We start from the raw sequence: 23,507 nt of genomic DNA on the forward strand, positions 1-23,507 counted from the left end.
ACCCCTTCGAAGGCGGATGTTTAAAAGGGGGCGGTCGTTGCTCGGCAAAAGCCACGGGCGAAGAAAGGGTTATCCCGCCGGCACGACTCCGAGTACGCATGAAGGTCCTCGTAACGGATCCCATCGCCGACGCCGGTCTGGACCGACTCCGCGAGGCGGGCCACGAAGTCGAAACCGCCTACGACGCAGAAGGGGACGCGCTTCTGTCTGCGGTCTCCGACGCGAACGCGCTCGTAGTTCGCTCGGGTACCGAGGTCACCGAGGAGGTGTTCGAGGCCGCCCCGGAACTCGTCATCGTCGGTCGAGCCGGCATCGGCGTGGACAACATCGACATCGACGCCGCGACCGACCACGGGGTCATCGTCGCCAACGCGCCGGAGGGTAACGTCCGAGCCGCGGCCGAACACACCGTCGCGATGGCGTTCGCCACCGCGCGCTCGATCCCGCAGGCTCACGTCCGGCTCAAGGAGGGCGAGTGGGCCAAGGGCGACTACCTCGGTACGGAGGTCAACGCCAAGACGCTGGGCGTCGTCGGCCTCGGTCGCGTGGGCCAGGAGGTCGCCAAGAAGCTCGACTCGCTCGGGATGGAGCTCGTGGCGTACGACCCGTACATCAGCGAGGACCGGGCCGCCCAACTCGGCGCGGAACTCGTGGACCTCGACGACTGTCTCGACCGCGCGGACTTCCTGACGGTCCACACGCCGCTGACGCCCGAGACGGAGGGGCTCATCAGCGACGAGGAACTCGCACAACTCGAAGGCGGCTACGTGGTCAACTGCGCGCGCGGCGGCGTCGTCGACGAGCGAGCGCTCGCCGAGGCGGTCGAGGACGGCGTGCTCGCCGGTGCGGCGGTCGACGTGTTCGCCGACGAGCCCGTCTCGCCCGACAACCCGCTGCTCGACGTGGACGACGTGGTGGTCACGCCCCACCTCGGCGCGAGCACGGAGGCCGCACAGGAGAACGTCGCCACCAGCACCGCCGACCAGATCGTGGCCGCCTTCGCCGAGGAGCCGGTGGTCAACGCCCTGAACGCGCCCTCCATCGACGAGAGCGCGTTCCCTCGCGTGGAGCCGTACATCGGCCTCGCCGAGACCGCGGGCAAGATTGCGACCCAGCTGCTCGACGAGCGCATCGAGTCCATCGAGGTCCACTACGAGGGTGACATCGCCGACGAGGACGTGGAGCTCGTCACCGCGAGCGCCCAGAAGGGCGTGTTCCAGCCGTTGGAGTGGCAGGTCAACGCGGTCAACGCGCCCCAGATCGCGACGGACCGCGGCGTCGAGGTAACCGAGAGCAAGACCCGCCAGACCGAGGACTTCCAGAGCCTCGTTCGCGTGACCGTGGCCGGCGACGACGAGTCGGTCAGCGTCGAGGGGACGCTGTTCACGGGCGGCGACCCCCGCATCGTCCGCGTGGACGACTACCGCGTCGACGCCATCCCGCGCGGCCACATGCTCGTCGCCCGGAACAAGGACGCGCCGGGCGTCATCGGCTTCATCGGGACCGTGCTGGGTGACCACGAGATCAACATCGCAGGGATGTTCAACGCCCGCGAGGCCCACGGCGGCGAGGCGCTGACGGTGTACACGCTCGACGAGCAGGTCCCCGACGCCGCCAAGGAGGTGCTGGAAGCCGACGAGCGCATCATCGAGGCGCGGTACATCGAGTTGAACGGGGCGGAGTAGTCGAAGTTCGTCGGTGCTGGAAATATTTGTTTCACCACGTGGACTATTGTGACGCGCTCTACGGCCATTTCGACCGCCGCGACGCGCCCCTTCCGAAGCTGATCCGCCGTCTGACTCGTCGTTTCTACGCGGTCGTCGACCGTAGAGACGTGTTCCAGTGCTATCGCCGCTCAGGTAACTCGGATTACAGGACGTCGTTGTATCTTTCGTCTGTACGGAACGACTACCGCCAAACTCCTGCCGCAAAACCCGAACCCAAATACCTCCGCCTCGTTGCTCCCGTCGTGTCACGCGGCCGGGCCGACGAGACGAACGCCAGCGAGAGCGATTCCGGCGAAAGCGCCCCGGAAAGCACCGACGAGCGCCTGCTCACCGGGTACTCCGGCCGCCTGTTGCTCGCGGTGTCGCTCGGCTGGGCCGCGATCCAGTCCGGCCGGCTCGCGCTCTCGCCGCTCCTGCCCGCGGTGATGGCCGACCTCGCTATCGCCGACTTCCGCGCCGGCGTGGCCCTCACGACGCTCTGGGGGCTGTACGCGCTCGGTCAGTATCCCAGCGGTCGGCTCTCGGACGGGTTGACCCGCAAGAGCCTGCTCGTCGCCGGCCTCGCGCTCGTGATCGTCGGCTTCGGTGCCCTCGCGAGTGCGCCGACCTATCCCTTCTTCCTGCTCGGAGCTGCAGTCGTCGGCCTCGGCGCGGGACTGTACCCGACGCCGGCCCGGGCGTTGGTGTCGGATCTGTTCGTGGAGCGCCGGGGGCAGGCGTTCGGGCTCCACACTGCGTCGGGCGACGTTGGCGGAGCGGCCGCGGCCGGGCTCGCGGTCGCGGCGCTCGCGGTGGCCGGCTGGCGGGCGGCCTACCTCCCGGTGGTCGCCGTCCTCGCGGGCGTGGCGGTCGCGCTCCACATCTGGGGACGCGAGGGGTACACCCGGCCCGCGGTCGACCGCGGTGCGGTCGCGGACGGGCTCGCGGACGCCCGCGCCACCGCGTCGCGACTCTGGGCGAACTCCCGGATGCGATGGCTCCTGCTGGCGTACGCGCTTTTCGCGTTCACGTGGCAGAGCGCGACCGGGTTCCTGCCGACGTTCCTCCGCGACGCGAAGGCGTTCCCGCCGGAACTCGCCAGCGGTGGGTTCGCGGCGCTGTTCGTGGTGGGCGCGCTCGTCAAGCCCATCTCCGGCTCGCTCGGCGATCGGTTCGCTCGCGCTGGCGTGGCCGCGAGCGCGCTGGTGCTCGCGGCCGCCGCGCTCGCGGGTCTGCTCGTCGCGACGAGCACGCCCGCGGTCGTCGTCGCGGTGATCGTCTTCGCGGGCGGGCTGATGGCGTACCCGCCCGTGATGCAGGCGCTGTTGATGGACACGTTCCCGGACGGGAGCATGGGCGGCGACCTCGGCGCGACCCGGACCGTCTACCTCGGCCTCGGGAGCCTCGGGCCGAGCTACGTCGGGTTCGTCGCGGGCCGGGCGTCGTACACCGCGGCGTTCGCCGGCCTGTTGGGCTGTCTGCTCGTGAGCGCGGCGATAGTGGTCGGACTGGCGCGAACGGAATGAGCCGCCGGGCAGCTCCCGGTCGGCGGTCCGCTCGCGACCAGTGCTACCGCAACCAGTTCTTCAGTCGGGCGAGCAGTCCGGGCGACTGCCTGCGACCGGTCCACTGGATGTCGTCCTCGTCCGCTTCCTGCTCCGCGATCTGCCGACGGTAGGACTCGGTGCGAGCTTCGAGGATCTGCTCGTTGCGCGCGACGACCGCGTCGAGCTGGGACTCCTTCCGGGCGAGCTGGCGTTCGAGAGCCTCCACCTCGTCGGCCAACTGGGCGCGCTCGCTCAGCAGGGTCTCGTACTCCCGGTCGTACCTCCGACAGAGCCGTTCGCGCGACTCGTCGAGTTCGGGCCGTAGCTGTTCGTACGTACTGTGCTGGCAGATCACCACTACCAGTTCGTCGTCGGGGCGTCCGTCCGCCCCGTCCTCGTTCGCCGTGCTCTCGCGGGCGGTCTGGGCGGGGTCGTGAGCGTCCTCGGTGGTCTCGATGCTCACTCTAATCCATACGTTAGCACGAACCAAAAAGACGCGTCAGACGCGTCCTGCGAACGTCTGACGCCCGAACGACACCGTTTCGACTGGAGATAGGTCCGCCGTTCGACGGATCACTCGTCGCCGAGATGCGCCAGCACGCCCTCGGTGTCGGCGGGGACCGGCTCCGGCGCGACGCCGGCCGCCGCGGCCGCGTCGGGGTCCTTCAGCAGGTGGCCGGTCGTCAGGCAGGCGACCTGCTCGTCGGCCGTGATCTCGCCCGACTCGCGGAGCTTCCGGAGTCCGGCCACCGAGGCCGCGCTCGCGGGCTCGACGCCAACACCGTCCCGAGCGAGCGCTCGCTGGGCGTCGGTGATCTCCTCGTCGGACACCGCCACCGCGGTGCCGCCGGTCTCTCGGATGCCCGGGAGCGCCTTCGGGGCGTTGACGGGGTTGCCGATGCGGATGGCTGTCGCGCGGGTCTCGACCTCGTCCCAGCGGCGTACCTCGTCCCAGCCGTTCTCGACCGCCTCGACCATCGGGGCCGCGCCCTCGGCTTGCACGCCGGTGAGCGCCGGCACGTCCTCGGTCGCGAGCGAGCCGGCGGCGACCAGCTCGCGGAACGCTTTGTAGAGCGCCGCGGTGTTGCCCGCGTTGCCGACCGGCAGGACGATGCGGTCGGGGAAGTCGCCGGTCTGGTCCCGGAACTGCTCCAGCATTTCGAGGCCGATGGTCTTCTGGCCTTCGAGCCGGAACGGGTTCAGGGAGTTGAGCAGGTACGCCTCCCCGCGGTCGGCGAGGTCCGAGACGATGTCGAGGCAGGCGTCGAAGTTGCCGTCGACTTCGAGGATGCGCGCGCCGTGGAGGCTGGCCTGCGCGACCTTCCCCGCGGCGACCTTCCCCGCGGGGAGGAGGACGAGAACCTCCGTGTCAGCGCGCGCCCCGTAGCACGCGAGCGCCGCGCTCGTGTTGCCGGTCGAGGCGCACGCGAGTCGGTCGACGCCCAACCGCTCGGCGACCTTCACGCCGACGGTCATCCCGCGGTCCTTGAAGCTCCCCGTCGGGTTCATCCCCTCGTGTTTGACCCGGAGGTCGGCGACCCCGACTTCCTCCTCGATGGTCGGCACCGCGTAGAGCGGCGTGTCGCCCTCGTCGATGCTCACGCCCGCGTCGAACGGGAGCGCGTCGGCGTACCGCCAGACGCCCCGGGGCGGCTGGCCGTCCTCGCGGTCCTGCGCCGCGAAGTCCGCCAGCGAGGGGTGGTCGGCGTACCGGACTTCGAGCAGGCCGTCGCACGCGTCGCAGGTGTACCGGACCGCCTCGAACGGCGGAAAGGCGTCCCCGCACGCGATGCATTCGAGCCAGACGCCGTCGACCGCCGCGTCCGGCGGGTCGGGTCGGTCCGCGGAGAGACTGAGACTCATCGTTCTCCGGGAAGGCGGCGACCGGCAAAAAGCAGTTGGTTAGCGGTACTTCTGCGAGACCCGCGCTCCGTCGACCTCGGGCCAAAAGTCGACTTGCGTCGTGGCATCGGCTGTGCTCGACGGTGTCGTAGTCGCGAGGAACAGCCAGCTAGCAGGACGAGACCTCAGGCCGCCACCAGACGCTCGGCCTCCTTCTCCTCGCCGAAGGCGTCCTGCAGGTGGGCGTCGATCTCCTCGACGGCGTCCCACGCGCGCTCGACGCGGGGTTCGGCGAGGTTCGTGAAGAACGAGTGGACCATCCGGTCGTAGTGCACGTGCTCGACCGCGGTTCCGGCGTCTGCGAGTCGCTGGGCGTACTCCTCGCCCTCCTCGCGCAGGGGGTCGAACTCGGCGGTGAGCACGGTCGCCGGCGGGAGGTCGCTCAGGTCCCGGGCCTGCAACGGCGAGGCGTACGGACTCATCCCGTCGACCTCGTCGCGGAGGTACAGGTCCCACGACCACTCCAGATCGGGTTCGGTGATGAAGTAGCAGTCCGCGCCGGTGGGTTCGTCGCCGAACTCGAACGAGAAGGTCGTGGTCGGGTACACCAGCACCTGATAGTCGATCTCCGGGCCGTCCATGTCGCGGGCGAGCAGCGAGGTCGCGGCCGCGAGGTTGCCACCCGCGCTGTCCCCGCCGACGAGAAGCCGGTCCGAACCGTCGCCCAGCGTTCGGGTCCGGTCGGAAGCCCATTCGACGACCGCGTAGCAGTCGCGCAGTCCGGCCGGGAACTCGTGCTCGGGCGCGAGCCGGTAGTCGGGCGCGACCACGACGCAGTCCAGTTCGTCAGCGAGGACGCGACAGACCGGGTCGTAGGCGTCGACGTCGCCGAGCACGAACCCGCCGCCGTGCATCCAGACCAGTACCGGGAGCGGGCCGTCGCCCTCGGGCGTGTACACTCGGATGGGGACGGTGTTGTCGTCCGGTCCCGGAACGACGCTGTCGCGCACGTCCGCCAACGTGCCGAGGTCGCCGTCGACGCTGAGGAACTGTTCGTATCCCCGGCGCGCCTCTTCGAGCGGGAGACTGCGTAGTGGTGGTAATTTCGAGACGACTGTTTCGATGTCAGGGTGTGCCTCTGACATATTCTGTCGCATACCGGGGCTTTACAAAAAGATTTCGATATAATTAAAATACGTATATTGGAGAATTATGGCCTGGTATGCCGATTGAGGCGGCTCAAGCATAAAGGGTACCTCGGCTGAAAACGAGTGGCGAACAGAATAAGTTGTACTCGCGGTGTGATAAGTGGTACCTTGGCTGAAAACGCTCGCGGGTACTGTTTCCCGCCGTGCGTCGTCCGAACGTGGCGCGCCCGCGCTCGGCTGATCGACCGGCTGGTTCGCCAGCGCCGGATCCCTCCGCTATCTGTGCCCCAATCACACACCCTCCGTTTCGCGTGGAACGGAACCCCGAAATCAGTCGCGGGAGTTCGCCGTAGGGCGTGCCGAAGGGCCGGAATCTTTCGGTCCGCGGTACTCGAAACGAGGGGGTGGCGAGACGACCGCCGAAGCGTCGGGGTTCGCTCTGCCGGAAGAGACAACCGCACTGCTGGGCACGCGCTGGCGCGGCACTTGCGCCGCGCCAGCGCGCAGCAACCGGCAGAAAATCCGCACTGCGGAGCGACCGCCGAAAAACAGCCCATCGGCGGTCCGGCGGTCGCGCCGAGCTACTCGCCCTCGATGGTCGAGTCCTCGCCGCCGCTGGCCTCGTTGTACATCTCCGCGATGGCCTTCTCCAGTTGCGGGTTACCGCCGCCGGGCTGGTTGCCGAACGAGAACTCGCCCTTCCCGTCGACGGACACGCCCTCGGTCCAGCGTTCGTGGGGGTTCTCGCGGTCCTCGCGGAACGTGGACATGAACTCGTAGTCGAACTCCTGATTTTCCTTCTCCTGCGGGAAGCTCGCGGGGACGGGCACCGTCTCGCCCAGTTCCTCCAGCGCGGCGTGCCACTGGTTTTGATGCATCGTGTCCCTGGCGATGAGGTACGCCAGCATGTCCTTCATCCCCGGATCGTCGGTCATCTCGTAGAGGCGCGTCGCGAGCAGTCGCCCGGTCGACTCGGCCATGATGTTGGCGTACATATCGGCCGCGAGATTCCCGCTGGCGACGATGAAGTTCCCGCTGAAGGCGTTCCCGTTGGCGTCGACCGGCATGGCGTGGAGCCCCGCCGACAGCGCCTGTCGCGGCTGGCCGCCGCTCATCATCGCGTCGATGACGGCGTCGTTCTCGCGGGCCTCCCGGCGAAGCTCCTCGGGCGCTCCCTGGAGATTCTTCGAGACGGCGGTTGCGAGCATCTCGATGTGGCCCAACTCCTCGGCCGCGGTCTCCATCAGCAGGTTCCGGTACTCCTGTTTCTCCTTGGGCTGGCCGAACGCCTGGAACATGTACTGGAGCGCGACCCGCATCTCGCCCTCGACCCCGCCGATGGCCTGCTGGAGCATCTTGGCGAAGTACGGGTCCGGCTCCTCGACCTCGACGTCGTACTGGAGTTCGTTGTCGTGGAAGAACATGGATTCTCTCCGTAACACGACACGACGGGAGCGCTCATAAGGTGTTTGGCGGATAACATTTGTAACCGGCTAGTTGAAAGCGCTCGGACACCACTAGTCGATCTGTCGGATTCGAGCCAGCGTAACGTGGTGCAGTCAGACGGTCTCTATCGTGTCTTGGTCTCCGAGCAGGTACGCCAGCAGCGCCTTCTGGACGTGCATCCGGTTCTCGGCCTGCTCGAAGACGACCGCGCGGTCGCCGTCGAGCACCTCGCTGGTGATCTCCTCGCCCCGATGGGCCGGCAGACAGTGCATCACGGCCGCGTCGGGCGCGCTCGCGAGCAGGTCGTCGTTCACCTGGAACTCCTCGAAGTCGGCGATCTTCTCCTCGCGGTCGTCCTCCTGACCCATGCTGACCCAGACGTCGGTGTACACCACGTCCGCACCCGCAACGGCGGCTTCCGGGTCGTGGACGACCTCCGGCGCGGTCCCGCGCGCGTCGGCCCGCGAGAGGACCTCCGCGTCGGGTTCGTACCCCTCGGGCGTCGCCATCGTGAGGTCGATCCCCGCCATCGCGGCCCCCACCGCGAACGACTGGGCGACGTTGTTGCCGTCGCCGACCCACGCGACCGACGCGTCCTCGAACCCGTCGAACAGTTCGTAGACGGTGAACAGGTCCGCGAGCGTCTGACACGGGTGGGCGTCGTCCGAGAGGCCGTTTATCACCGGGACCGAGCTTCCGGCCGCCATCGATTCGAGGGCGTCGTGGTCGAACACCCGGGCCATCATCGCGTCGACGTACCGCGAGAGGGCGCGGGCGGTGTCGCCGACCGGCTCCCCGCGGTCGAGCTGGGTGTCGCCCGGCCCGAGGAACAGCGCGTGGCCGCCGAGTTGGGTCATCCCCGCCTCGAAGGAGACGCGGGTCCGCGTACTCGGCTTCTCGAACAACATCGCGAGGCTCCGGTTCGGCAAGAGTGCGTGGGGCTCGCCTCGCCGGTGGGCCGCCTTCAGGTCCGCGGCGGTCGAGAGCACCGCCGCGAGGTCGTCGTCCGAGAGGTCGTCCACGTCGAGGACGTGCTGTGGCGATTCGTCGGCGTTCGGTGCGGGCGTGGTATGGGTCGCGTACTCGTTCATGGTTGCAGGTCCTCGCAGACGTCGGTCAAGACCGCGACTGCGCGGTCGAACTCCGCGAGATCGAGGCGTTCGTTCGGCGCGTGATCCAACTCGGAGTCGCCGGGACCGTAGGTCGCCATCGGGCAGTCCCACGCCCCGGCGAAGATGTTCATGTCGCTGGTGCCGGTCTTTCGGAGCAGTCGGGGGTCGCCCCCGGCTCGTCGGATGGTGACCCGGAACGCCCGCGCTACCTCGGTCCGCGGGCTCTCCATCACGGGCGGGATGGGCTCGCGCCAGTCGATTTCACCCTCATTCGCTTCTCCGTCCAGGGCTGTTTCGACCGCGCTCCGGACCGCGCCGGCCGATTCGCCGGGCGGAATCCGGAACTGGGCCGCCACGCTCGCCTCGACCGAGAGGCCGTCGTCGGCGGTGCCCCCGGAGAACTCGACCGGCTTGGCCGTGACCTGCTCGAAGACGGATGCGTCGGCGTCGGTTTCGCCATCGGTTTCCTCGTCGGTGTCCGCGCTCTCGAACTCGCGCTCGACCGTCTCCCACCACGCCATCGCGTGCTGGATGGCGTTGGGCTCCGGCCGGGAGGTGTGGGTCGAGTCGGTCCCGACCGCGTACTCGCCGGCGAGAAACCCCCGGTAGCCCAGCGTCACGCCGTCCCAGCCGGAGGGCTCGCCGTTGACCACCGCGTCGGGCGCGTCGCGGTCCTCCACGAGGAAGCGCGCGCCCCGGGAGTTGGTCTCCTCGCCGACCACGCCGACGTAGCTGACGCCGGTTTCGACCGCCGCGGCAGCCATCGACGCGAGCGGTCCCTTCGCGTCGACGCTCCCGCGACCCCAGAGCTCGCCGTCTTTCACTTCGACCGGAATCTCGCCCGGCACGGTGTCGACGTGCGAGGTCAGCAGCACCGCGTCGTCGGCGGGCGCGCGAACGTTGCCCACCTCGTCGACCCACACCTCGCGGGCGTGCTCCTCGAAGAACGCGGCGAGGCGCTCGGCGCACGCCGCCTCCTCGCCGGTGGGCGAGGGAATCTCCACGAGGTCGCGGAGTAGCTCGCGGGCCGCCCCATCTTCGACGCCGGCCGAGTCGCCGCTCGCGCTCACGCGGACACCTCCGCGAGCGCGTCTCCGAGCGCGGAAACGAGCGCGTCGGCGTGGGCCTCCTCGACGGTCAGCGGCGGGAGCAGGCGCACTACGGACCGTCCCGCGGGGAGCGCGAGAATCCCGTGGTCCATCGCCAACTGCTTCAGGACGCGGTTCGCGCCCCGCCCGACCTCCACGCCGAGCAGCAGTCCCTCGCCGCGAACCGTGCGAATCGGTAACTCGCCACCCCTCAGTTTCGACTGGAGGTAGTCGCCGACCTGCCCGGCGTTCCCGGCCAGATCGTCCTCGACTATGGCCGAGAGGGTCGCCTCGGCCGCGGCGCTGACGACCGGGCCGCCCGAGAACGTCGAGCCGTGGGGGCCCGACTCCTCGGCGATCCAGTCGGCGCAGAGCGTGGCTCCGACCGGAAGCCCGCCGCCGAGCCCCTTCGCGGACGTGAGCACGTCGGGGACGACGCCGCGCTTCTCGCAGGCCCACAGCGAGCCGGTCCGGCCCAGCCCGGTCTGGATCTCGTCCAGAATCAGGGCTGCACCGGTCTCCTCGGTAACTTCGCGTGCCGCTTGGAGATACCCTTCCGGCGCGGGGTTGACGCCGCCTTCGCCCTGAATCGGTTCGAGCAGGACTGCGGCCGTCTCGTCGTCGACGGCGTCGGCCAACGCGTCCTCGTCGCCGAACGGGACGAACTCGAAGTCGGCAGCCAGCGGCTCGAACGGCTTCTTGTACTTCGGTTTCCACGTCGCGGCGAGCGACCCCATCGTGCGGCCGTGGAAACCGCGCTGGGCCGCGATGATTTTCGAATTGCCCGTCGCGCTCCGGGCGAACTTGAGCGCGGCCTCGTTGGCTTCGGTCCCTGAGTTGCAGAGCCAGACGTTCTCGAGGTGGTGGGGCGCGACCGCCCCGAGCTTCTCGTACAGCGCGTCGCGGGCCGAGTTGGGGTAGCTGGCTTGCACGAACGTCAGCTTACCGACCTGCGACTCGACGGCCCCGACCACCTCGGGGTGGGCGTGGCCGACCGCCGCGACCCCGTAGCTCGCGCCGAAGTCGAGGTACTCGTTTCCGGCGTCGTCGTAGAGGTACGGTCCCGATCCCGACTCGATGCGGATGGGCTTCTCCGAGTAGACGAAACTGCCCGTCATCTCACCGCCCCCGGGTGGAACTCGGTGCCGTGGCCGGTCCGCGCGGCCGTGATGGGGTCGCGGTTGTTCGCGTCCGCGACCGTCACCGAGGCCGCGCCGCCCTCCAGCGCCTCCACGGCGGCCATGACCTTCTTCGTCATGAACCCCTCCGCGGCGTCCTCGGCGGCGGCCAGTTCGGCTGGCGTCTCCACGGCGTCGACGAGCGTCGCCGAATCGTCGGGGTCCTCGTAGAGGCCGGCCACGTCGGTCAACACGACCAGTTCGCCGCCGAGCGCGCCCGCGACCGCGGCGGCCGCGCGGTCGGCGTCGGCGTTGACGGGGGTGAACGCTCCGGCGGTTTCACCGCCACCGCCGCGGCCGGTCGAAGACGCGCCGCGCGTCTCCTCGCCCAGCATCGGGACCGTCACGACCGGGACGTAGCCCCCCGCGAGCAGGGTCGAGAGCAGGTCGGCGTTCACCGACTCGATCTTCCCGGAGTGGTCGCCGCGCCGGATCTTCTTCCGGCCGTCCTCGACGACCTTGACCGCGGACTTGCGCGGGCCGGTCAGGAGCTTGCCGTCCGCGCCCGACAGACCCACGGCGTTTACGCCCTGATTCTGGAGTCCGGCCACGAGGTCGGTGTTGAGCTTGCCCGGCAGCACCATCTCGAACGCCTCCATCGCGGTCTCGTCGGTGAACCGACCGACGACGCCGCCCGGCGTCTCGACGTACTCCGGTTCCTCTCCGAGGCGTTCGAGGGTGTCGTCTACTGCGGTCGAACCGCCGTGGACGACCACCACGTCCTCGCCGTTCGCGACCAGGTGGGCCACGTCCGCGAGCGCGCCCTCGGGGTCGACCGCGCGAGCGCCGCCGACCTTCACGACGACCGGCGGGTTCTCCTCTTGTGCATCACTGGCGACTCCGCCGTCGGTTCGGAGGCGGTCGTCGCCGAGGTCGTTGTCGATCAGCTTCGCGTGTGCCGATTCCAGTTCCGCCTTCGTGCCCGCGTCTCCGTTCGCGTCGAAATCTCCGTGCTCGGTCATGGACTACCCACCGGGTGTAATCCCTGAAATTCGAGTCCCGCAGTCTCCTCGAAGCCGAGCGCGAGGTTGGCGGCGTGGACCGCCTGCCCGGCCGTTCCCTTCACCAGATTGTCGATGGCGCTGAACACCACGACGCGCTCGTTGCCGGGGTCGAGTTCGAATCCGACCTCGGCCATATTCGTCCCCGCGACCGCCTTGGGCTCGGGATAGCGATACACGCCCGACCCGCCCGACTGGAGCCGGACGAACGGCTCGTCCTCGTAAGTTCCCCGGAAGGCTTTCCAGAGGTCGCCCTTCGAGACGGGCTGGTCGGGGAAGATATGGCAGGTCGCGGCCGCGCCGCGGACCATGTCGACCGCGTGGGCGGTGAACGACACCGAGCCGCCCAGTTCCTGTTCGATCTCGGCCTCGTGGCGGTGGCCGGTCGGTGCGTAGGGCCGCACGACGCCCGAGCGCTCGGGGTGGCTCCCGGCCTTGCTCGCGCCAGCACCACCCTCCGAGGAGCCGACCTTCACGTCGGCGACGACGCGCTCGTCGCCGTCGCCACCCTCGCCGGACAGGATTCCGCTCTCGAACAGCGGATACAGCCCCAGGATCGTCGCGGTGGCGTTACAGCCGCCCGCCGCGATCAGGTCCGCGCCCGGTAGCTCCTCGCGGTGGAGTTCCGGCAGGGCGTAGACCGCCTCGTCGAGGTACTCGGGCGCGTCGTGGCCGTCGTACCACTCCTCGTACTGCGCTTCGGTGTTGAGCCGGAAGTCCGCGCTCAGGTCGACCACGGTGTCGGCGACCGCGTAGAACTCCTCGATCTGGCCCATCGAGAGGCCGTGGGGCGTCGCCGCGAACAGCACGTCCACCGAGTCGAGGTCGGCAGGTGAGGTAAATCGCAGGTCGGTCCCGCGGAGAGTGGGATGGACCGAGCCGACCGACTTGCCGGCGTATTCGCGGCTGGTCGCGCCCGCGAGGTCGAAATTAGGGTGTCCTGCGAGCAAACGCAGGAGTTCGCCGCCCGCGAAGCCCGACCCGCCGACCACGGTGGCGGTGAGGGTGTCGGCGTCGGCGTCGCTCGTCGATTCTGTCTTCGCGGCCATCAGGCGACCACCTCCTGTTTTACGCCGTCCGCAGCTTTCGCTTCGAGCCAGTCGACGACTTCGGCGGGCACGTCCACGTCGGTCGCCTCGTTCAGCGCCTTGAACTCGACCGTGTGGTTGACCTCGTGGACGGTGTAGCCGGTCGCGTCCTGCGGCGTATCGCCGCTCGACGTTTCCGAGGCGCTTCGCGCCTCGCTCTCCATCAGGTCGATGCCGAGCAGGCCGCCGCCGACCGCGTCGCTGGCCTGCTGGACCAGCTTCTCGGCTTCCGCGTCGAGTTCGAACTCAGCGGTCTCGGCACCCTTCGCGGCGTTCGTGAGCCAGTGGTCCGACGACCGGACCATCGCCGCGATGGGTTCGCCGTCCGTGGCGACCACGCGGATGTCCCTGCCGGGCTTGTCCACGAACTCCTGAACGTAGAACACCTTGTGCTCGTAGTGGCCGAGGGTGGCCTTGTGCTCCAGGATCGCCTCGGCGGCGCTCCGGGAGTCGATCTTCGCCATCAGGCGACCCCACGACCCGACCACGGGCTTGAGCACGCAGGGGTAGCCGAAGTTCTCGATGCTCTCCATCGCCGACTCCTTCGTGAACGACACCTCGGTCGCGGGCGTGGGAACGCCCGCACCCGCGAGCGCGAGGCTGTTCTGGACCTTGTCGGCGCAGATCTGGGCGGTCTCTGGTGAGTTGACGACCGGGATCCCGTACGCCTCGCAAAAGCGCGTGGCGTAGATGCTCCGGCTCGTTGCCAGACACCGGTCGACCACGAGATCCAGTTCCGCGAACACCTCGGGCGCTTCGGTCAGCCCGAACTGCTGGTCGCGCACGTCGATCTTCACCACGTCGTGGCCGCGCTCGCGGAGCTCCGACAGCAGGAGCTTCTCGTCCTTCCGGATCCGGGAGTAGAGTAATCCAATCTGCAAGTTACTCCCCCCAGTCCTCTTCGAGCTCCGGGGCTCGATCGAGGACTGGCGGGGTCTGCTCGACGAGTTCGAGTTCCGCGCCGCAGGTCGTACAGTCGACGATCTCTCCTACCTCGCTGTCCTCGTGCAGGGTTACCTCCGCCCCGCACTCGACGCATTCTGTCATAGCAACTCCTCCTATTCCGCTGTTACACTTAAACCCATCGAATTTGTAAAACAGGTTACATTAGAAAAAGGCGGCTCTAAAGCCGCGAGAGTGCAAAATCCGCCCCAAACGAAGTCTGACTTCGGACTTCGATAGTATTTAAGCTGGTCCCGAAGGGGACCGGCGGTCGCTCAGGCATACTGACTCACCTCCTCGTGCAGTCGGTCGCGGGCCGCGGCCAGCGACTCGCGCCGGTCGCCCAGCGCGCGCTCGTCGGCCGCGATCCCGTCCTGGGCCGCCGCGAGCCCCGCCGCCACGGCGTCCGGCGCGGGCCCGCCGGTCGAGTCGCGCGCCGCCACGCTCTCGACGGGGTCGAGCGCGGCCTCGACCGCTTCGCGTTCGACGTACGACGAGAGCGAGTCGCCGAGCACGTCCTCGGCGGCGGCGTCGAGCGCCGCGTAATCGGCTCCCGATTCCGAAGCCTTCGCGACCATCTCGTGGGCCTTCCGGAAGGGAAGGCCAGCCATCGCGAGCAGGTCGGCGACCCCGGTCGCGGTCGAGAACCCCTCGCCAGCCGCCTCGGCGAGCGCCTCCTCGTCCCACGTCGCGGTCGCCGCCGCGCCGGCGGCGACCGCGACCGCCTCGGTCACGTCGTCGACCGTCTCCCACGCGTGGGGCGTCGCCTTCTGGAGGTCGCGGTTGTACGCCCGCGGCAGGCCCTTCAGTGTCGTGAGCAGGCCGTTCAGCCCCGCCGCGGCGTCTCCGGCGGTCGCCCGCACGAGTTCGAGCGTGTCGGGGTTCTTCTTCTGAGGCATGATCGAGGAGGTCGAGGAGTAGTCGTCCGACAACTCTGCGAGCCCCTTGTTCGAGAACACCACGAGATCCTCGGCGAACCCCGACACCGTCGCGGCGAGATTCGCGAGCGCGGCCACGACCTCCACGAGGAAGTCCCGTGTCGAGACCGCGTCCATCGAGTTGGAGACGACGCCGTCGCTACGCTTCGCTTGCGACGAGGTCACACTCGCTTCGCTCGCGTGACCGCCGTCGAACCCGAGCAGGTCGGCGGTGCGCTCCCGATCCACGTCGAACGGCGTGCCGGCGAACGCGGCCGCGCCGAGCGGCGACCGGTTGACGCGCTCGTAGGCGTCGAACAGCCGGGCGGTGTCGCGCGCGACCGCCTGCTCGTACGAGAGCAGGTAGTGGCCCACGGTCGTGGGCTGGGCGGGCTGGAGGTGCGTGTAGCCGGGCATCACGATCTCGGCGTGCGCCTCGGCGGCTTCCGCGAGCGCCTCGCGGAGCGCGACGGTCGCCTCCACCGCGTCCAGCACGTCCTCGCGCAGGCGGTGCCGGATGCAGGTCGCCACCTCGTCGTTGCGCGAGCGAGCGGTGTGCATCTTCCCGCCCACGTCGCCCGCGCGGTCGACTACCGCGGTCTCGATGGCGGCGTGCACGTCCTCGCCGTCGGGCAGGGCCGAGAACCCGTCCGCTTCGACCGCGTCGAGCGCGTCGAGGATGGCGGCGGCCTCGTCGTCGCCGACGATCCCCTGCTCGGCCAGCATCACGACGTGCGCGCGGTCGACCGCGAGGTCTGCTGCGAAGATGCGCTCGTCGGCCGCGAGGCTGGAGAGGAACCCGCGTGCGGGGCCGCCGCTGAAGCGGTCGCGGCGCACCACGTCGGACGCGCTCTCGGGTTCCTCGCTCACGAATTACTCCTCACCGTTGCCGTCGGCGAGCAGTTCCTCCTTCTTCGCCTCGGCGTCCTTCGCGACCGAATTGGCGAGCCGCGACTGGAAGCCGTGGTACTTGGCGACGCCGGTCGCGTCGGACTGGGCGATACCGTCGACCGACTCGGTGTTGAACGAGGCGGCCGACTCGGAGTACACCGCGTAGTCGCTCTCGCGGGCGACCGGCCGGGCCTGCCCGCCCTCGAACTTGACGGTGACTGTGCCGGTGACCTTCTTTTGGGTGGCCTCGACGAACCCGTCGAGGGCGTCCACGAGCGGGGCCGACAGCAGTCCTTCGTAGGCCTTCTCGGCCCACTGCTGGTCGACCTGCTTCTTGAAGTCGCGCTCCTCCTTCGTGAGAACCAGCCCTTCGAGCGCTTCGTGGGCATTCAGGAGAGTGGTCGCGGCGGGGTGCTCGTAGTTCTCGCGCACCTTCAGGCCGAGCATGCGGTCTTCCATCATGTCGGTGCGGCCGACCCCGTAGCTCCCCGCGAGGTCGTTGAGGTACTCGATGAGCTGGACGGCGGGCAGTTCCTCGCCGTCGACCGCGACGGGGTCGCCGTCCTCGAAGGTGATCTCGATGGTCTCGAACGCGCCGTCCTCGGGCGCGTTCTCGCCGGGCGCGTCGGTCCACTCGTAGATGTCCTCCGGCGGGACGTAGCCCGGGTCTTCGAGGTCCGCGCCCTCGACCGACCGGCTCCAGAGGTTGGTGTCGATGCTCCAGTCGCCCTCGTTGCCGCCCTCGACGGGGAGGTCTTTCTTCGCGGCGTACTCCATCTCCCACTCGCGGGTCAGCCCGAGTTCGCGGACGGGCGCGATGACTTCGAGGTCGGACTCGCGCCACACCGCCTCGAAGCGGAGCTGGTCGTTCCCTTTGCCGGTGCAGCCGTGCGCGATGGCGTCGCAGCCCTGCTCTTTGGCCACGTCGAGGATGGCCTCGGCGATGACCGGGCGCGCGAGGGCGGTGCCGAGCGGGTAGCCCTGATACGTCGCGTTGGCGGTCACCGAGTCGAGGCACTGCTCTGCGAACTCGGCCTTGGCGTCGATCACGTAGTGGTCGAGATCGAGCGCCTCGGCGGTCTCCTCGGCCTCGTCGAACTCCTCGGCCGGCTGGCCGACGTCGACGGTGACGCCGATTACCTCGTCGTGGTCGTACTCCTCTTCGAGCAGCGGGACGCAAACTGTGGTGTCGAGCCCGCCGGAGAAGGCGAGCGCGACTTTCGATTGTGCTGTCATTGTGATGTGTTGGGTGGTTGTCGTCGGGTGTCGTGTGGTGTCGTCAGACGTGGTTATCGAACGATACGGGTATCGTCAGCGGGAAACTCGACGGTGTCGAAGGAGTAGGTGGTAGTGGGGCTAGGGACGCCCCGGTCGTCGTCGCGGCACGAGAACGAGCGCGGACCCACGGCTCCCGGCGACCGCGAACGTGCCGGAACCGCGAGTCCCTGTCATCACCTCTACCTTCTGCCCCCACGGATTTAAACTCTTTCGGGATGGCAACGTTTGCGGCCGAGGATGTGACACCTAATACCGTTTTAGGTTTCGTTTCGCTACTATCGTTCTCTTTCGGTGGGATGACTGTTGGCTGTACCTCTCTGTGGCTGTGAACTTCTTCTATCTGAAAGGATCTGGAGGGGTTGTGGAGAGGTTGTGGAGAGGTTGTGGAGAGAGTTTGGTGGTTGCGGGGGTGCGGTTGCGGTAACTCATTTGCTCAAGCAGAAGCTAGCTCCGTACTGTACTTCGTGTCTGTCTTTGAGAGGGTTGAGCTAGCTACTGCTTGAGCCTCGGAGACACCGCACAGCACCGCAACCGCGACCGCACAGCACCGTAACCGCGACCGCACAGCACTGCAACCCTGACCGCACGGCACCGCAACCGCGACCGCGGGCCTCAACACCTCCCCAACCGCTTGCGCTCCTCGGCCTTCGCGATGCTCCGGCCTGCGGTGCTCGTCCCTCGCACGCTAGGACGCGGCGCGTTCCCGCGCCGCGCCCAAACGCGCGCCGGACGGTCTGTGAAAATTAGCGTACGCTCGGGAGATATGCGACCAGCGTCTGCGGAGCGGTTGTTCGATCCTCGAACTTATCGCCCGGTGCACAGTCCCACCGAGCCGGCGCGCCGTCCGAACCGTCATCCTCTTGTATCGCCATGTCGGACTCACCGCCAGTGTACAGCCTCAACGTCCCGATCCCGGGTGAGGTCGAGCGCCTCGCCGACGAACTCCACCCTGCACTGCTGGATTTCGACAAGATCCGGGAGCGCCACTCGCTCGTCTGCAAGCGGCTGGGCCAGGGTCCGGTGGACGGGAAGGGCGCGAACGGTGCGAGCTGGGGCTCCTCGCGCGCGGAGCGACGCCGCGACGTTCCGCGGTTGCGCGAGCAGGTCCGCACCCGGCTCACGGGCGCGCCGGTCTTCGAGGCCAAGATCACGGGCATCGACTACTTCGCGCGACCACCGTTCGGCAGTGGCCCCGTGGTCTACCTCGCGGTCGAGAGCCCCGGTCTCTGGCAGACCCACCGCCGGATGCTCCCGCAGTTCTCGGCGGTCGACGAGTTCGAGGGCGACGACTACTCGCCGCACGTCACGTTGGCTCGCGGCGGGAAGATCGAGGACGCCCGGCGACTCGCCGAGCGCGAGATCGAACCGGTGACGTGGACGGTCACGCGACTGACCCTCTGGGACGCCAAGTACGCCGAGCCGGTCGCGGAGTTCCCGCTGCCGGCGTAGAACGCCTTGGAACGGGTTCGTCGGCAGTCAACACCGTCCGGATTCTTCCGCGCCTGCTCACCAATTCTTAAGTGGTGTCGCGTGGGATAGCTTCGTAAGATGGGCAACAAGAACAAGACGATCTCGTTCCGGGTGAACGAGGACTCCTTCGAGACGCTCCGGGAGATCGCCGAAGAGCGCGACATCTCGCTGTCGGCCGTGTTCCGCGACTACGTGGACACGCTGGTCGCCCACGACGGCCGCGTGAAGGTCGTCCCCGAGAGCGAGATCGGTGAGGAGACCGACGGCGAGGCGTTCCCGCCGAAGGTCGAGGTGCCCAAGAGCTTCGTCCGCGAGCACGAGCGACTCGAACTGGAGGCCGAACACCTCCGCGAGCAGCTACAGGAGTACAAGCAGTACGCCAGCCATCTCAAGCGACAGGTCGAGGCGGCCGACGACGCCGAGGAGGTCGTCCAACTCGAAGAACTCGACGACGAACTCGACACCGACGAGACCTACCGCATCGGCTAATCTCGCGTATTTTTGTTGCGTTTTTTGTCGGATCTCGAAACGTTGAGTTACGTCCTCGAAAGCCCTCGACACGCTATACTACCACAAACTGGAAACGCTTCCTCGAAAGCCCTCGGCGGCTCGCGGTCGCTCAGCGACATATCCTCGCTCGCTAGCGCTCGCTCGGATAGGGGTCGCTGAGGCGACTACAGTGAACGCGAGCCGCCTCGCCCTTTCAGTCCGCCAGGGGTCGACTGACTCACCGGTCGGAACTGGCGGCTGATTCACCGGTCGGAACTGCCAGCTGTGTCACCGGCCGATACTGGCGGTGGTTGACTAACCGACCGAACCCCGTGGTCTGTCGCGGCTCCCGCACCGCGGCCGACGGGGTGACTCGCCATCGTTTAGTGACGCCGATACGTATCTCGGAGCATGACTGGCTCTTTCGCCTCGCTTCGCCGTTGGAAGGACGGGCGTGACCCGCGGTGGTCCGCATGGTAGACGTCGCGCTCTCGGTGGGACAGCTCGCCCTCGCGCTCGTCCTCGTGGTGCTGAACGGCTTCTTCGTGGCCGCGGAGTTCGCCTACGTGCGCATCCGGTCGACCAGCGTCGAGTCGTTGGTCGAGGAGGGGCGCTCGGGCGCGGGCCTGTTACAGGACGCCATGGAGAACCTCGACGACTACCTCGCGGTCACGCAACTCGGTATCACCATCGCGTCGCTGGGTCTCGGGTGGGTCGGGGAACCCGCCGTGGCGTCGCTGGTCGAACCCGTGCTGGGCTCGGTCCTCCCGTCCGGCCTCGTCCACTTCGTGGCGTTCGCCATCGGCTTCTCCATCATCACGTTCCTCCACGTCGTGTTCGGCGAGCTCGCGCCGAAGACCATCGCCATCGCGCGGGCCGAGCAGATCGCGCTGTTCGTCGCCGCGCCGATGAAGTTCTTCTACTACGTGTTCTACCCCGGTCTGGTCGTGTTCAACGGCACCGCCAACGGGTTCACGCGGCTCATCGGCATCCCGCCGGCCTCCGAGACCGACGAGACGCTCGAAGAGGAGGAGATCCTGATGATCCTCTCGCGCTCGGGCACGGAGGGGCACATCGACAAGTCGGAGGTCGAGATGATCGAGCGCGTCTTCGAACTCGACGACATCGTCGCCCGCGAGGTCATGGTCCCCCGACCCGACGTGGTGAGCGTTCCCGGGGACCTCCCGCTGGCCGACCTCCGAACGCTGATAATCGAGGAGGGCCACACTCGCTACCCGGTCCTCGACGCCGACGATCCGGACCAGGTAGTCGGCTTCGTCGACGTGAAGGACGTGTTGCGCGCGAGCGAGACCGAGGCGGCCGACACCGGTGGGGACACTCCCGAGACCACTGCCGGAGATCTCGCCCGCGAACTCCCGGTCATTCCGGAGACCGGCCAGATCGACGACCTCCTGTCGACGTTCCAGGACGAAGAGAGCCAGATGGCCGCGGTCATCGACGAGTGGGGCTCGTTCGAGGGCATCGCCACCGTCGAGGACGTGGTCGAGCAGATCGTCGGCGACATCCGGGACAACTTCGACGCCGCCGACGGAGAGCCGTCGATAGAACGCCGCGGGGACGGCTCGTACGCGGTCGACGGCGGCATCTCGGTCTCGGAGGCCAACGCGACGGCCGGGACCGATTTCGAGGCCGAGGGCGTCGAGACCGTCGGCGGCCTCGTGCTGGCGCGGCTCGGGCGCGCGCCGGAGGTCGGCGACGAGGTCGCGGTCGACGGCTACCGGTTCGAAGTCGAGCAGGTCGACGGCGCGCGCATCTCGACGGTCGTCCTCCGGGAGGCGTCGGGTGAGGAAGGCGTCGAGGGCGAGCACCCACCGACTGGAGACGCGAGCAATCCGGAATAGCGACTGCGGAGAATCGCCGCGCCGTTGCAGACGGTCGAGTTGTTTCGGACAGTCGACCTACCCCGAGAGCGTCCGCTTCTTCTCGCGAGCCTCGGATTTGGCTTCGTCGTCGCCCTCCACGGCCGCCAGCTCCTCGACCGCTTCGAGGGTCCGGACCGAGTTGTCGAGGAAGGAGAGCACGTCACCGGGGTAGGCGTACACCATATAGTCGTCGCTCATCACGTCCACGATGGCTTCAGGGCCCAGCCCCTGCTCGCGCAGGTCGAGGAGATAGCGCATGAACTTCCGCTCGGCGCAGCCGCAGTAGGGGTTGCTCTGACAGTCGCAGTCGAGGAAGTCCTCGGCGAAGTCGAGCACGCGCTCCTGTGTGGTGTCGTCGAGCTGCGCGAGGTTCTCCCCTTGGAACAGCATGTCGAGCGTCGCGCCCTTGAACGCCCCCTTCGGGATGTTGGTCTCCAGCTGGGAGCCGATCTGGCGGTGGTTCTTTACGTAGATCTTGTCCGTGATGGCCACGTTTGGCGACTCTTGGGCGCTGGCGCTCAAAAGGATGTCGTCGGCGAGCGCGCGGTGATTCATCGAATTGCTGGCCGCCCTCGCCCCAAGGGTGTCGTGTTAAGTTAGGAGCGCATCCGGTCGCAGTCGTGCGGTTTTCAGCAGCCAGTGCTGGTTGAGAGAGACCGCTGATTTCATCGGCTTCACTTCGCAACAGCAGTGATCAGTCGCATCCGGATCTCGTCGTCATCACACACTGCGTCTAAAGCTGACACTGTGAGCACGTGAAAAACGGCCTGTATCCACCGATTCTGCCTCAGTTAACACGGCCCCCGAGGGAGTCGTAACGTATTTTAACGGCGGGCATCTACCTACGGTTGCGTGTCCGGGTTGGGGTAGTGGTATCCTTCAGCCTTGTGGGGGCTGAGAGGCGGATTCGATTTCCGCACCCGGACCTATAAATTATCCAACAATACTCTTCTTGCTCAGTCGTTACTCCGGGCTACTCGTCCGAAAAATGTTTTTGTGACTATATAGTCTAATTAAACACGATGCACGACTGCCCTACATGTGACGACGAGTTTGAAACGAGGCGCGGACTCGGAGTTCATCACAGTCACGCCCACGGTGAACGTCTCCCGAATCGAGAGTGCGCGAACTGTGGGGACGAGTTCTACTGTGAGTACGAGAAAAAGTACTGCTCCGAATCCTGCCACGACGACGCCGTTTCGTTCGAAGGCGAACTGAATCCGAACTACCAGGGGAAGACCGAACGCACCGAATGCGAACTCTGCGGCGACGAGTTCGAGTTCTATCCATCCGAGAAGGAGGGATTGTACTGTCCCGACTGCGTCGAGACCCAATCGTGGAGACACGTTCGTGATATCGAGGGCTCGGACAACCCCCGCTGGAAGGGAGGGAAACTCGAACTGGAGTGCGAAGTCTGCGACGCGACAGTCGAACGCTACCCGAGCAACGTTACGGGAGAAGTCACGGTCTGCAGTGAGAACTGCAGGGCCGAGTGGCTCTCCGAGTCGTTCGCGAAGTCCGGCCATCCGAACTGGAAAGGTGGGGACAACGGCTCGTACGGCAAGGGCTGGAACGCGGTGCGCCGCCGGGCGCTCGAACGCGACGGTTACGAGTGCGTGGTCTGTGGCAAGTCCCGCGAGGAGATCGGTCGCAATCCCGACGTGCATCACGTCGTCCCGGTCCGGCGCTTCGCGATGGCCGACGGCCACTCGAAGACCGACGCTCACTACCTCGACAACGTCGTCTCGCTCTGCGTCGACTGTCACCGCAAGGCGGACTTCGGGAAGCTGTCGAAGTCGAGGTTGCGGTCGCTCATCCCGTCCCGTCGGCGTTCGCCCCCCGCGGCGGTCGGATGACTCCGACGATTGCGGGCTCGCCGCGCCGAATTTCGGTTCAGTCGTCCACTGTCCCTCCGAAAACATTCCCTGTAGCCGAGCACACGCCACCTGCGGCCCCGAATACGCCGCCTGACGTCCCGAACTCGCTGCCTGCCCCCGGGAACACGCCGCATAACAAAGTCCGAACCCGTCTTCGGACGTAGATGCGCCCGGCGGCTCGGGCGCAGAGCGTGCAAGCGTTCGACCGCCCGGCGACGCCGGAGGCGCTGGTGGCGGGCTGGCCTCCCGCCGTCGTGTCACCAACCCTCCCACGAAAGTTCTCGTTCCGGGCGGTCGTGCCGTTTCACTACTCCTTTCGGGCCGGTCGATGCCGGTCCGCCGCTCCCATCACGCCCAGTTATCGTCCAGTTCCAATTGAAACGAAGCGGTGTTCAGAACTCGTCCAGCCCGGTCTGCACGTCCTCCTCGGCGGCGACCTCCTCGACGAGATCTGGCGAGTCGTTCGCGGGGTCGTTCAGCGCTGACGAAACGGGGTAGGCGTGCAGTTCGGAGGTCGGTCGGGGTTCGAGCAGGTCGGGGGGGGGGGGGGGGGGGGCCAGCAAGGTGGCCCGCCACGCATCGCAATATGGGTGGGCGTGGCCGC

The 23,507-nt window shown here is 67.7% G+C and carries 20 protein-coding genes and 1 pseudogene; 6 read left to right on the forward strand and 15 right to left on the reverse strand.

Annotation, left to right across the window (positions count from 1 at the left end; genetic code table 11):
* Nucleotides 1–98: 98 nt before the first annotated feature.
* Nucleotides 99–1,685: a phosphoglycerate dehydrogenase gene (gene serA, locus DPQ64_RS04760; RefSeq protein WP_115863215.1), complete on the forward strand. Its 1,587-nt coding sequence runs from the start codon at nt 99–101 to the stop codon at nt 1,683–1,685.
* A gap of 284 nt (nt 1,686–1,969) precedes the next feature.
* Nucleotides 1,970–3,232, forward strand: a complete 1,263-nt coding sequence (locus DPQ64_RS04765) for an MFS transporter (RefSeq protein ID WP_115863216.1) — start codon at nt 1,970–1,972, stop codon at nt 3,230–3,232.
* A 43-nt stretch (nt 3,233–3,275) separates the two neighbouring features.
* On the opposite strand, the gene DPQ64_RS04770 is transcribed toward DPQ64_RS04765, so the two are convergent.
* From DPQ64_RS04770 to DPQ64_RS04830, 13 genes are all read right to left on the reverse strand, one after another.
* Nucleotides 3,276–3,716, reverse strand: a complete 441-nt coding sequence (locus DPQ64_RS04770; RefSeq protein WP_115863217.1) for a hypothetical protein — start codon at nt 3,714–3,716, stop codon at nt 3,276–3,278.
* A gap of 110 nt (nt 3,717–3,826) precedes the next feature.
* On the reverse strand, nt 3,827–5,116 hold the full coding sequence (gene thrC, locus DPQ64_RS04775; protein ID WP_115863218.1) for a threonine synthase: 1,290 nt from the start codon (nt 5,114–5,116) through the stop codon (nt 3,827–3,829).
* 164 nt (nt 5,117–5,280) lie between these two features.
* On the reverse strand, nt 5,281–6,240 hold the full coding sequence (locus DPQ64_RS04780) for an alpha/beta hydrolase (protein ID WP_157971585.1): 960 nt from the start codon (nt 6,238–6,240) through the stop codon (nt 5,281–5,283).
* Nucleotides 6,241–6,824: 584 nt separating this feature from the next.
* A complete protein-coding gene (locus tag DPQ64_RS04785; protein ID WP_115863220.1) occupies nt 6,825–7,667 on the reverse strand; it encodes a manganese catalase family protein in 843 nt (280 codons plus the stop codon).
* A 135-nt stretch (nt 7,668–7,802) separates the two neighbouring features.
* Nucleotides 7,803–8,780, reverse strand: coding sequence for an ornithine carbamoyltransferase (argF, locus tag DPQ64_RS04790; RefSeq protein ID WP_115863221.1), 978 nt, complete (start codon nt 8,778–8,780; stop codon nt 7,803–7,805).
* Nucleotides 8,777–9,871 carry a [LysW]-lysine hydrolase gene (locus DPQ64_RS04795; RefSeq protein ID WP_115863222.1) on the reverse strand — a complete coding sequence of 365 codons (1,095 nt, stop codon included), beginning with the start codon at nt 9,869–9,871 and terminating at the stop codon, nt 8,777–8,779. Before DPQ64_RS04795 ends, argF begins: the two co-directional genes overlap by 4 nt.
* Nucleotides 9,868–11,007, reverse strand: a complete 1,140-nt coding sequence (locus DPQ64_RS04800; protein ID WP_115863223.1) for an aspartate aminotransferase family protein — start codon at nt 11,005–11,007, stop codon at nt 9,868–9,870. The genes DPQ64_RS04795 and DPQ64_RS04800 overlap by 4 nt, the downstream gene beginning before the upstream one ends.
* A complete protein-coding gene (locus DPQ64_RS04805) occupies nt 11,004–12,029 on the reverse strand; it encodes an acetylglutamate/acetylaminoadipate kinase (protein WP_115863224.1) in 1,026 nt (341 codons plus the stop codon). The genes DPQ64_RS04800 and DPQ64_RS04805 overlap by 4 nt, the downstream gene beginning before the upstream one ends.
* Nucleotides 12,026–13,117, reverse strand: a complete 1,092-nt coding sequence (gene argC / locus DPQ64_RS04810) for an N-acetyl-gamma-glutamyl-phosphate reductase (RefSeq protein WP_115863225.1) — start codon at nt 13,115–13,117, stop codon at nt 12,026–12,028. The genes DPQ64_RS04805 and argC overlap by 4 nt, the downstream gene beginning before the upstream one ends.
* Nucleotides 13,117–14,037, reverse strand: a complete 921-nt coding sequence (gene lysX / locus DPQ64_RS04815; protein ID WP_115863226.1) for a lysine biosynthesis protein LysX — start codon at nt 14,035–14,037, stop codon at nt 13,117–13,119. Before lysX ends, argC begins: the two co-directional genes overlap by 1 nt.
* A 1-nt stretch (nt 14,038) precedes the next feature.
* Nucleotides 14,039–14,203 carry a lysine biosynthesis protein LysW gene (lysW, locus tag DPQ64_RS04820; RefSeq protein ID WP_115863227.1) on the reverse strand — a complete coding sequence of 55 codons (165 nt, stop codon included), beginning with the start codon at nt 14,201–14,203 and terminating at the stop codon, nt 14,039–14,041.
* 170 nt (nt 14,204–14,373) lie between these two features.
* Nucleotides 14,374–15,885: an argininosuccinate lyase gene (gene argH, locus DPQ64_RS04825; protein ID WP_115863228.1), complete on the reverse strand. Its 1,512-nt coding sequence runs from the start codon at nt 15,883–15,885 to the stop codon at nt 14,374–14,376.
* A gap of 3 nt (nt 15,886–15,888) precedes the next feature.
* Entirely contained in the window at nt 15,889–17,142 is a 1,254-nt protein-coding gene (locus tag DPQ64_RS04830; protein ID WP_115863229.1) for an argininosuccinate synthase, read from the reverse strand.
* A 930-nt stretch (nt 17,143–18,072) separates the two neighbouring features.
* Between DPQ64_RS04830 and DPQ64_RS04835 the strand changes: the two genes are divergently transcribed.
* The 3 genes from DPQ64_RS04835 (at nt 18,073) to DPQ64_RS04845 (ending at nt 21,005) form a co-directional block, all read left to right on the forward strand.
* Complete coding sequence (locus DPQ64_RS04835; RefSeq protein WP_115863230.1) at nt 18,073–18,633, forward strand: 2'-5' RNA ligase family protein; 561 nt, start codon at nt 18,073–18,075, stop codon at nt 18,631–18,633.
* A 99-nt stretch (nt 18,634–18,732) separates the two neighbouring features.
* Entirely contained in the window at nt 18,733–19,143 is a 411-nt protein-coding gene (locus tag DPQ64_RS04840) for a ribbon-helix-helix protein, CopG family (RefSeq protein WP_115863231.1), read from the forward strand.
* Between the two features lie 473 nt (nt 19,144–19,616).
* Nucleotides 19,617–21,005: a hemolysin family protein gene (locus DPQ64_RS04845; RefSeq protein WP_115863232.1), complete on the forward strand. Its 1,389-nt coding sequence runs from the start codon at nt 19,617–19,619 to the stop codon at nt 21,003–21,005.
* 57 nt (nt 21,006–21,062) lie between these two features.
* On the opposite strand, the gene DPQ64_RS04850 is transcribed toward DPQ64_RS04845, so the two are convergent.
* Complete coding sequence (locus DPQ64_RS04850) at nt 21,063–21,518, reverse strand: DUF5814 domain-containing protein (protein ID WP_115863286.1); 456 nt, start codon at nt 21,516–21,518, stop codon at nt 21,063–21,065.
* A gap of 530 nt (nt 21,519–22,048) precedes the next feature.
* Between DPQ64_RS04850 and DPQ64_RS04855 the strand changes: the two genes are divergently transcribed.
* Nucleotides 22,049–22,882, forward strand: a complete 834-nt coding sequence (locus tag DPQ64_RS04855; RefSeq protein ID WP_115863233.1) for an HNH endonuclease — start codon at nt 22,049–22,051, stop codon at nt 22,880–22,882.
* Between the two features lie 413 nt (nt 22,883–23,295).
* Here DPQ64_RS04855 and DPQ64_RS19125 read toward each other — a convergent pair.
* Nucleotides 23,296–23,507, reverse strand: a pseudogene (locus tag DPQ64_RS19125) (hypothetical protein); the annotation flags it as partial.

Origin of the sequence: Halorussus litoreus, assembly GCF_003382685.1 — an archaeon.
GTDB lineage: Archaea > Halobacteriota > Halobacteria > Halobacteriales > Haladaptataceae > Halorussus > Halorussus litoreus.

What these genes read in the sequence shown, in the direction of transcription:
- DPQ64_RS04840 (WP_115863231.1), top strand. Translation starts at nt 18,733, where the DNA reads ATGGGCAACAAGAACAAGACGATCTCGTTCCGGGTGAACGAGGACTCC.
- lysW (WP_115863227.1), bottom strand. Translation starts at nt 14,203, where the DNA reads ATGACAGAATGCGTCGAGTGCGGGGCGGAGGTAACCCTGCACGAGGAC.
- DPQ64_RS04830 (WP_115863229.1), bottom strand. Translation starts at nt 17,142, where the DNA reads ATGACAGCACAATCGAAAGTCGCGCTCGCCTTCTCCGGCGGGCTCGAC.
- DPQ64_RS04785 (WP_115863220.1), bottom strand. Translation starts at nt 7,667, where the DNA reads ATGTTCTTCCACGACAACGAACTCCAGTACGACGTCGAGGTCGAGGAG.
- argF (WP_115863221.1), bottom strand. Translation starts at nt 8,780, where the DNA reads ATGAACGAGTACGCGACCCATACCACGCCCGCACCGAACGCCGACGAA.
- DPQ64_RS04845 (WP_115863232.1), top strand. Translation starts at nt 19,617, where the DNA reads ATGGTAGACGTCGCGCTCTCGGTGGGACAGCTCGCCCTCGCGCTCGTC.
- DPQ64_RS04780 (WP_157971585.1), bottom strand. Translation starts at nt 6,240, where the DNA reads ATGTCAGAGGCACACCCTGACATCGAAACAGTCGTCTCGAAATTACCA.
- DPQ64_RS04800 (WP_115863223.1), bottom strand. Translation starts at nt 11,007, where the DNA reads ATGACGGGCAGTTTCGTCTACTCGGAGAAGCCCATCCGCATCGAGTCG.
- thrC (WP_115863218.1), bottom strand. Translation starts at nt 5,116, where the DNA reads ATGAGTCTCAGTCTCTCCGCGGACCGACCCGACCCGCCGGACGCGGCG.
- argC (WP_115863225.1), bottom strand. Translation starts at nt 13,117, where the DNA reads ATGGCCGCGAAGACAGAATCGACGAGCGACGCCGACGCCGACACCCTC.
- DPQ64_RS04805 (WP_115863224.1), bottom strand. Translation starts at nt 12,029, where the DNA reads ATGACCGAGCACGGAGATTTCGACGCGAACGGAGACGCGGGCACGAAG.
- serA (WP_115863215.1), top strand. Translation starts at nt 99, where the DNA reads ATGAAGGTCCTCGTAACGGATCCCATCGCCGACGCCGGTCTGGACCGA.
- DPQ64_RS04855 (WP_115863233.1), top strand. Translation starts at nt 22,049, where the DNA reads ATGCACGACTGCCCTACATGTGACGACGAGTTTGAAACGAGGCGCGGA.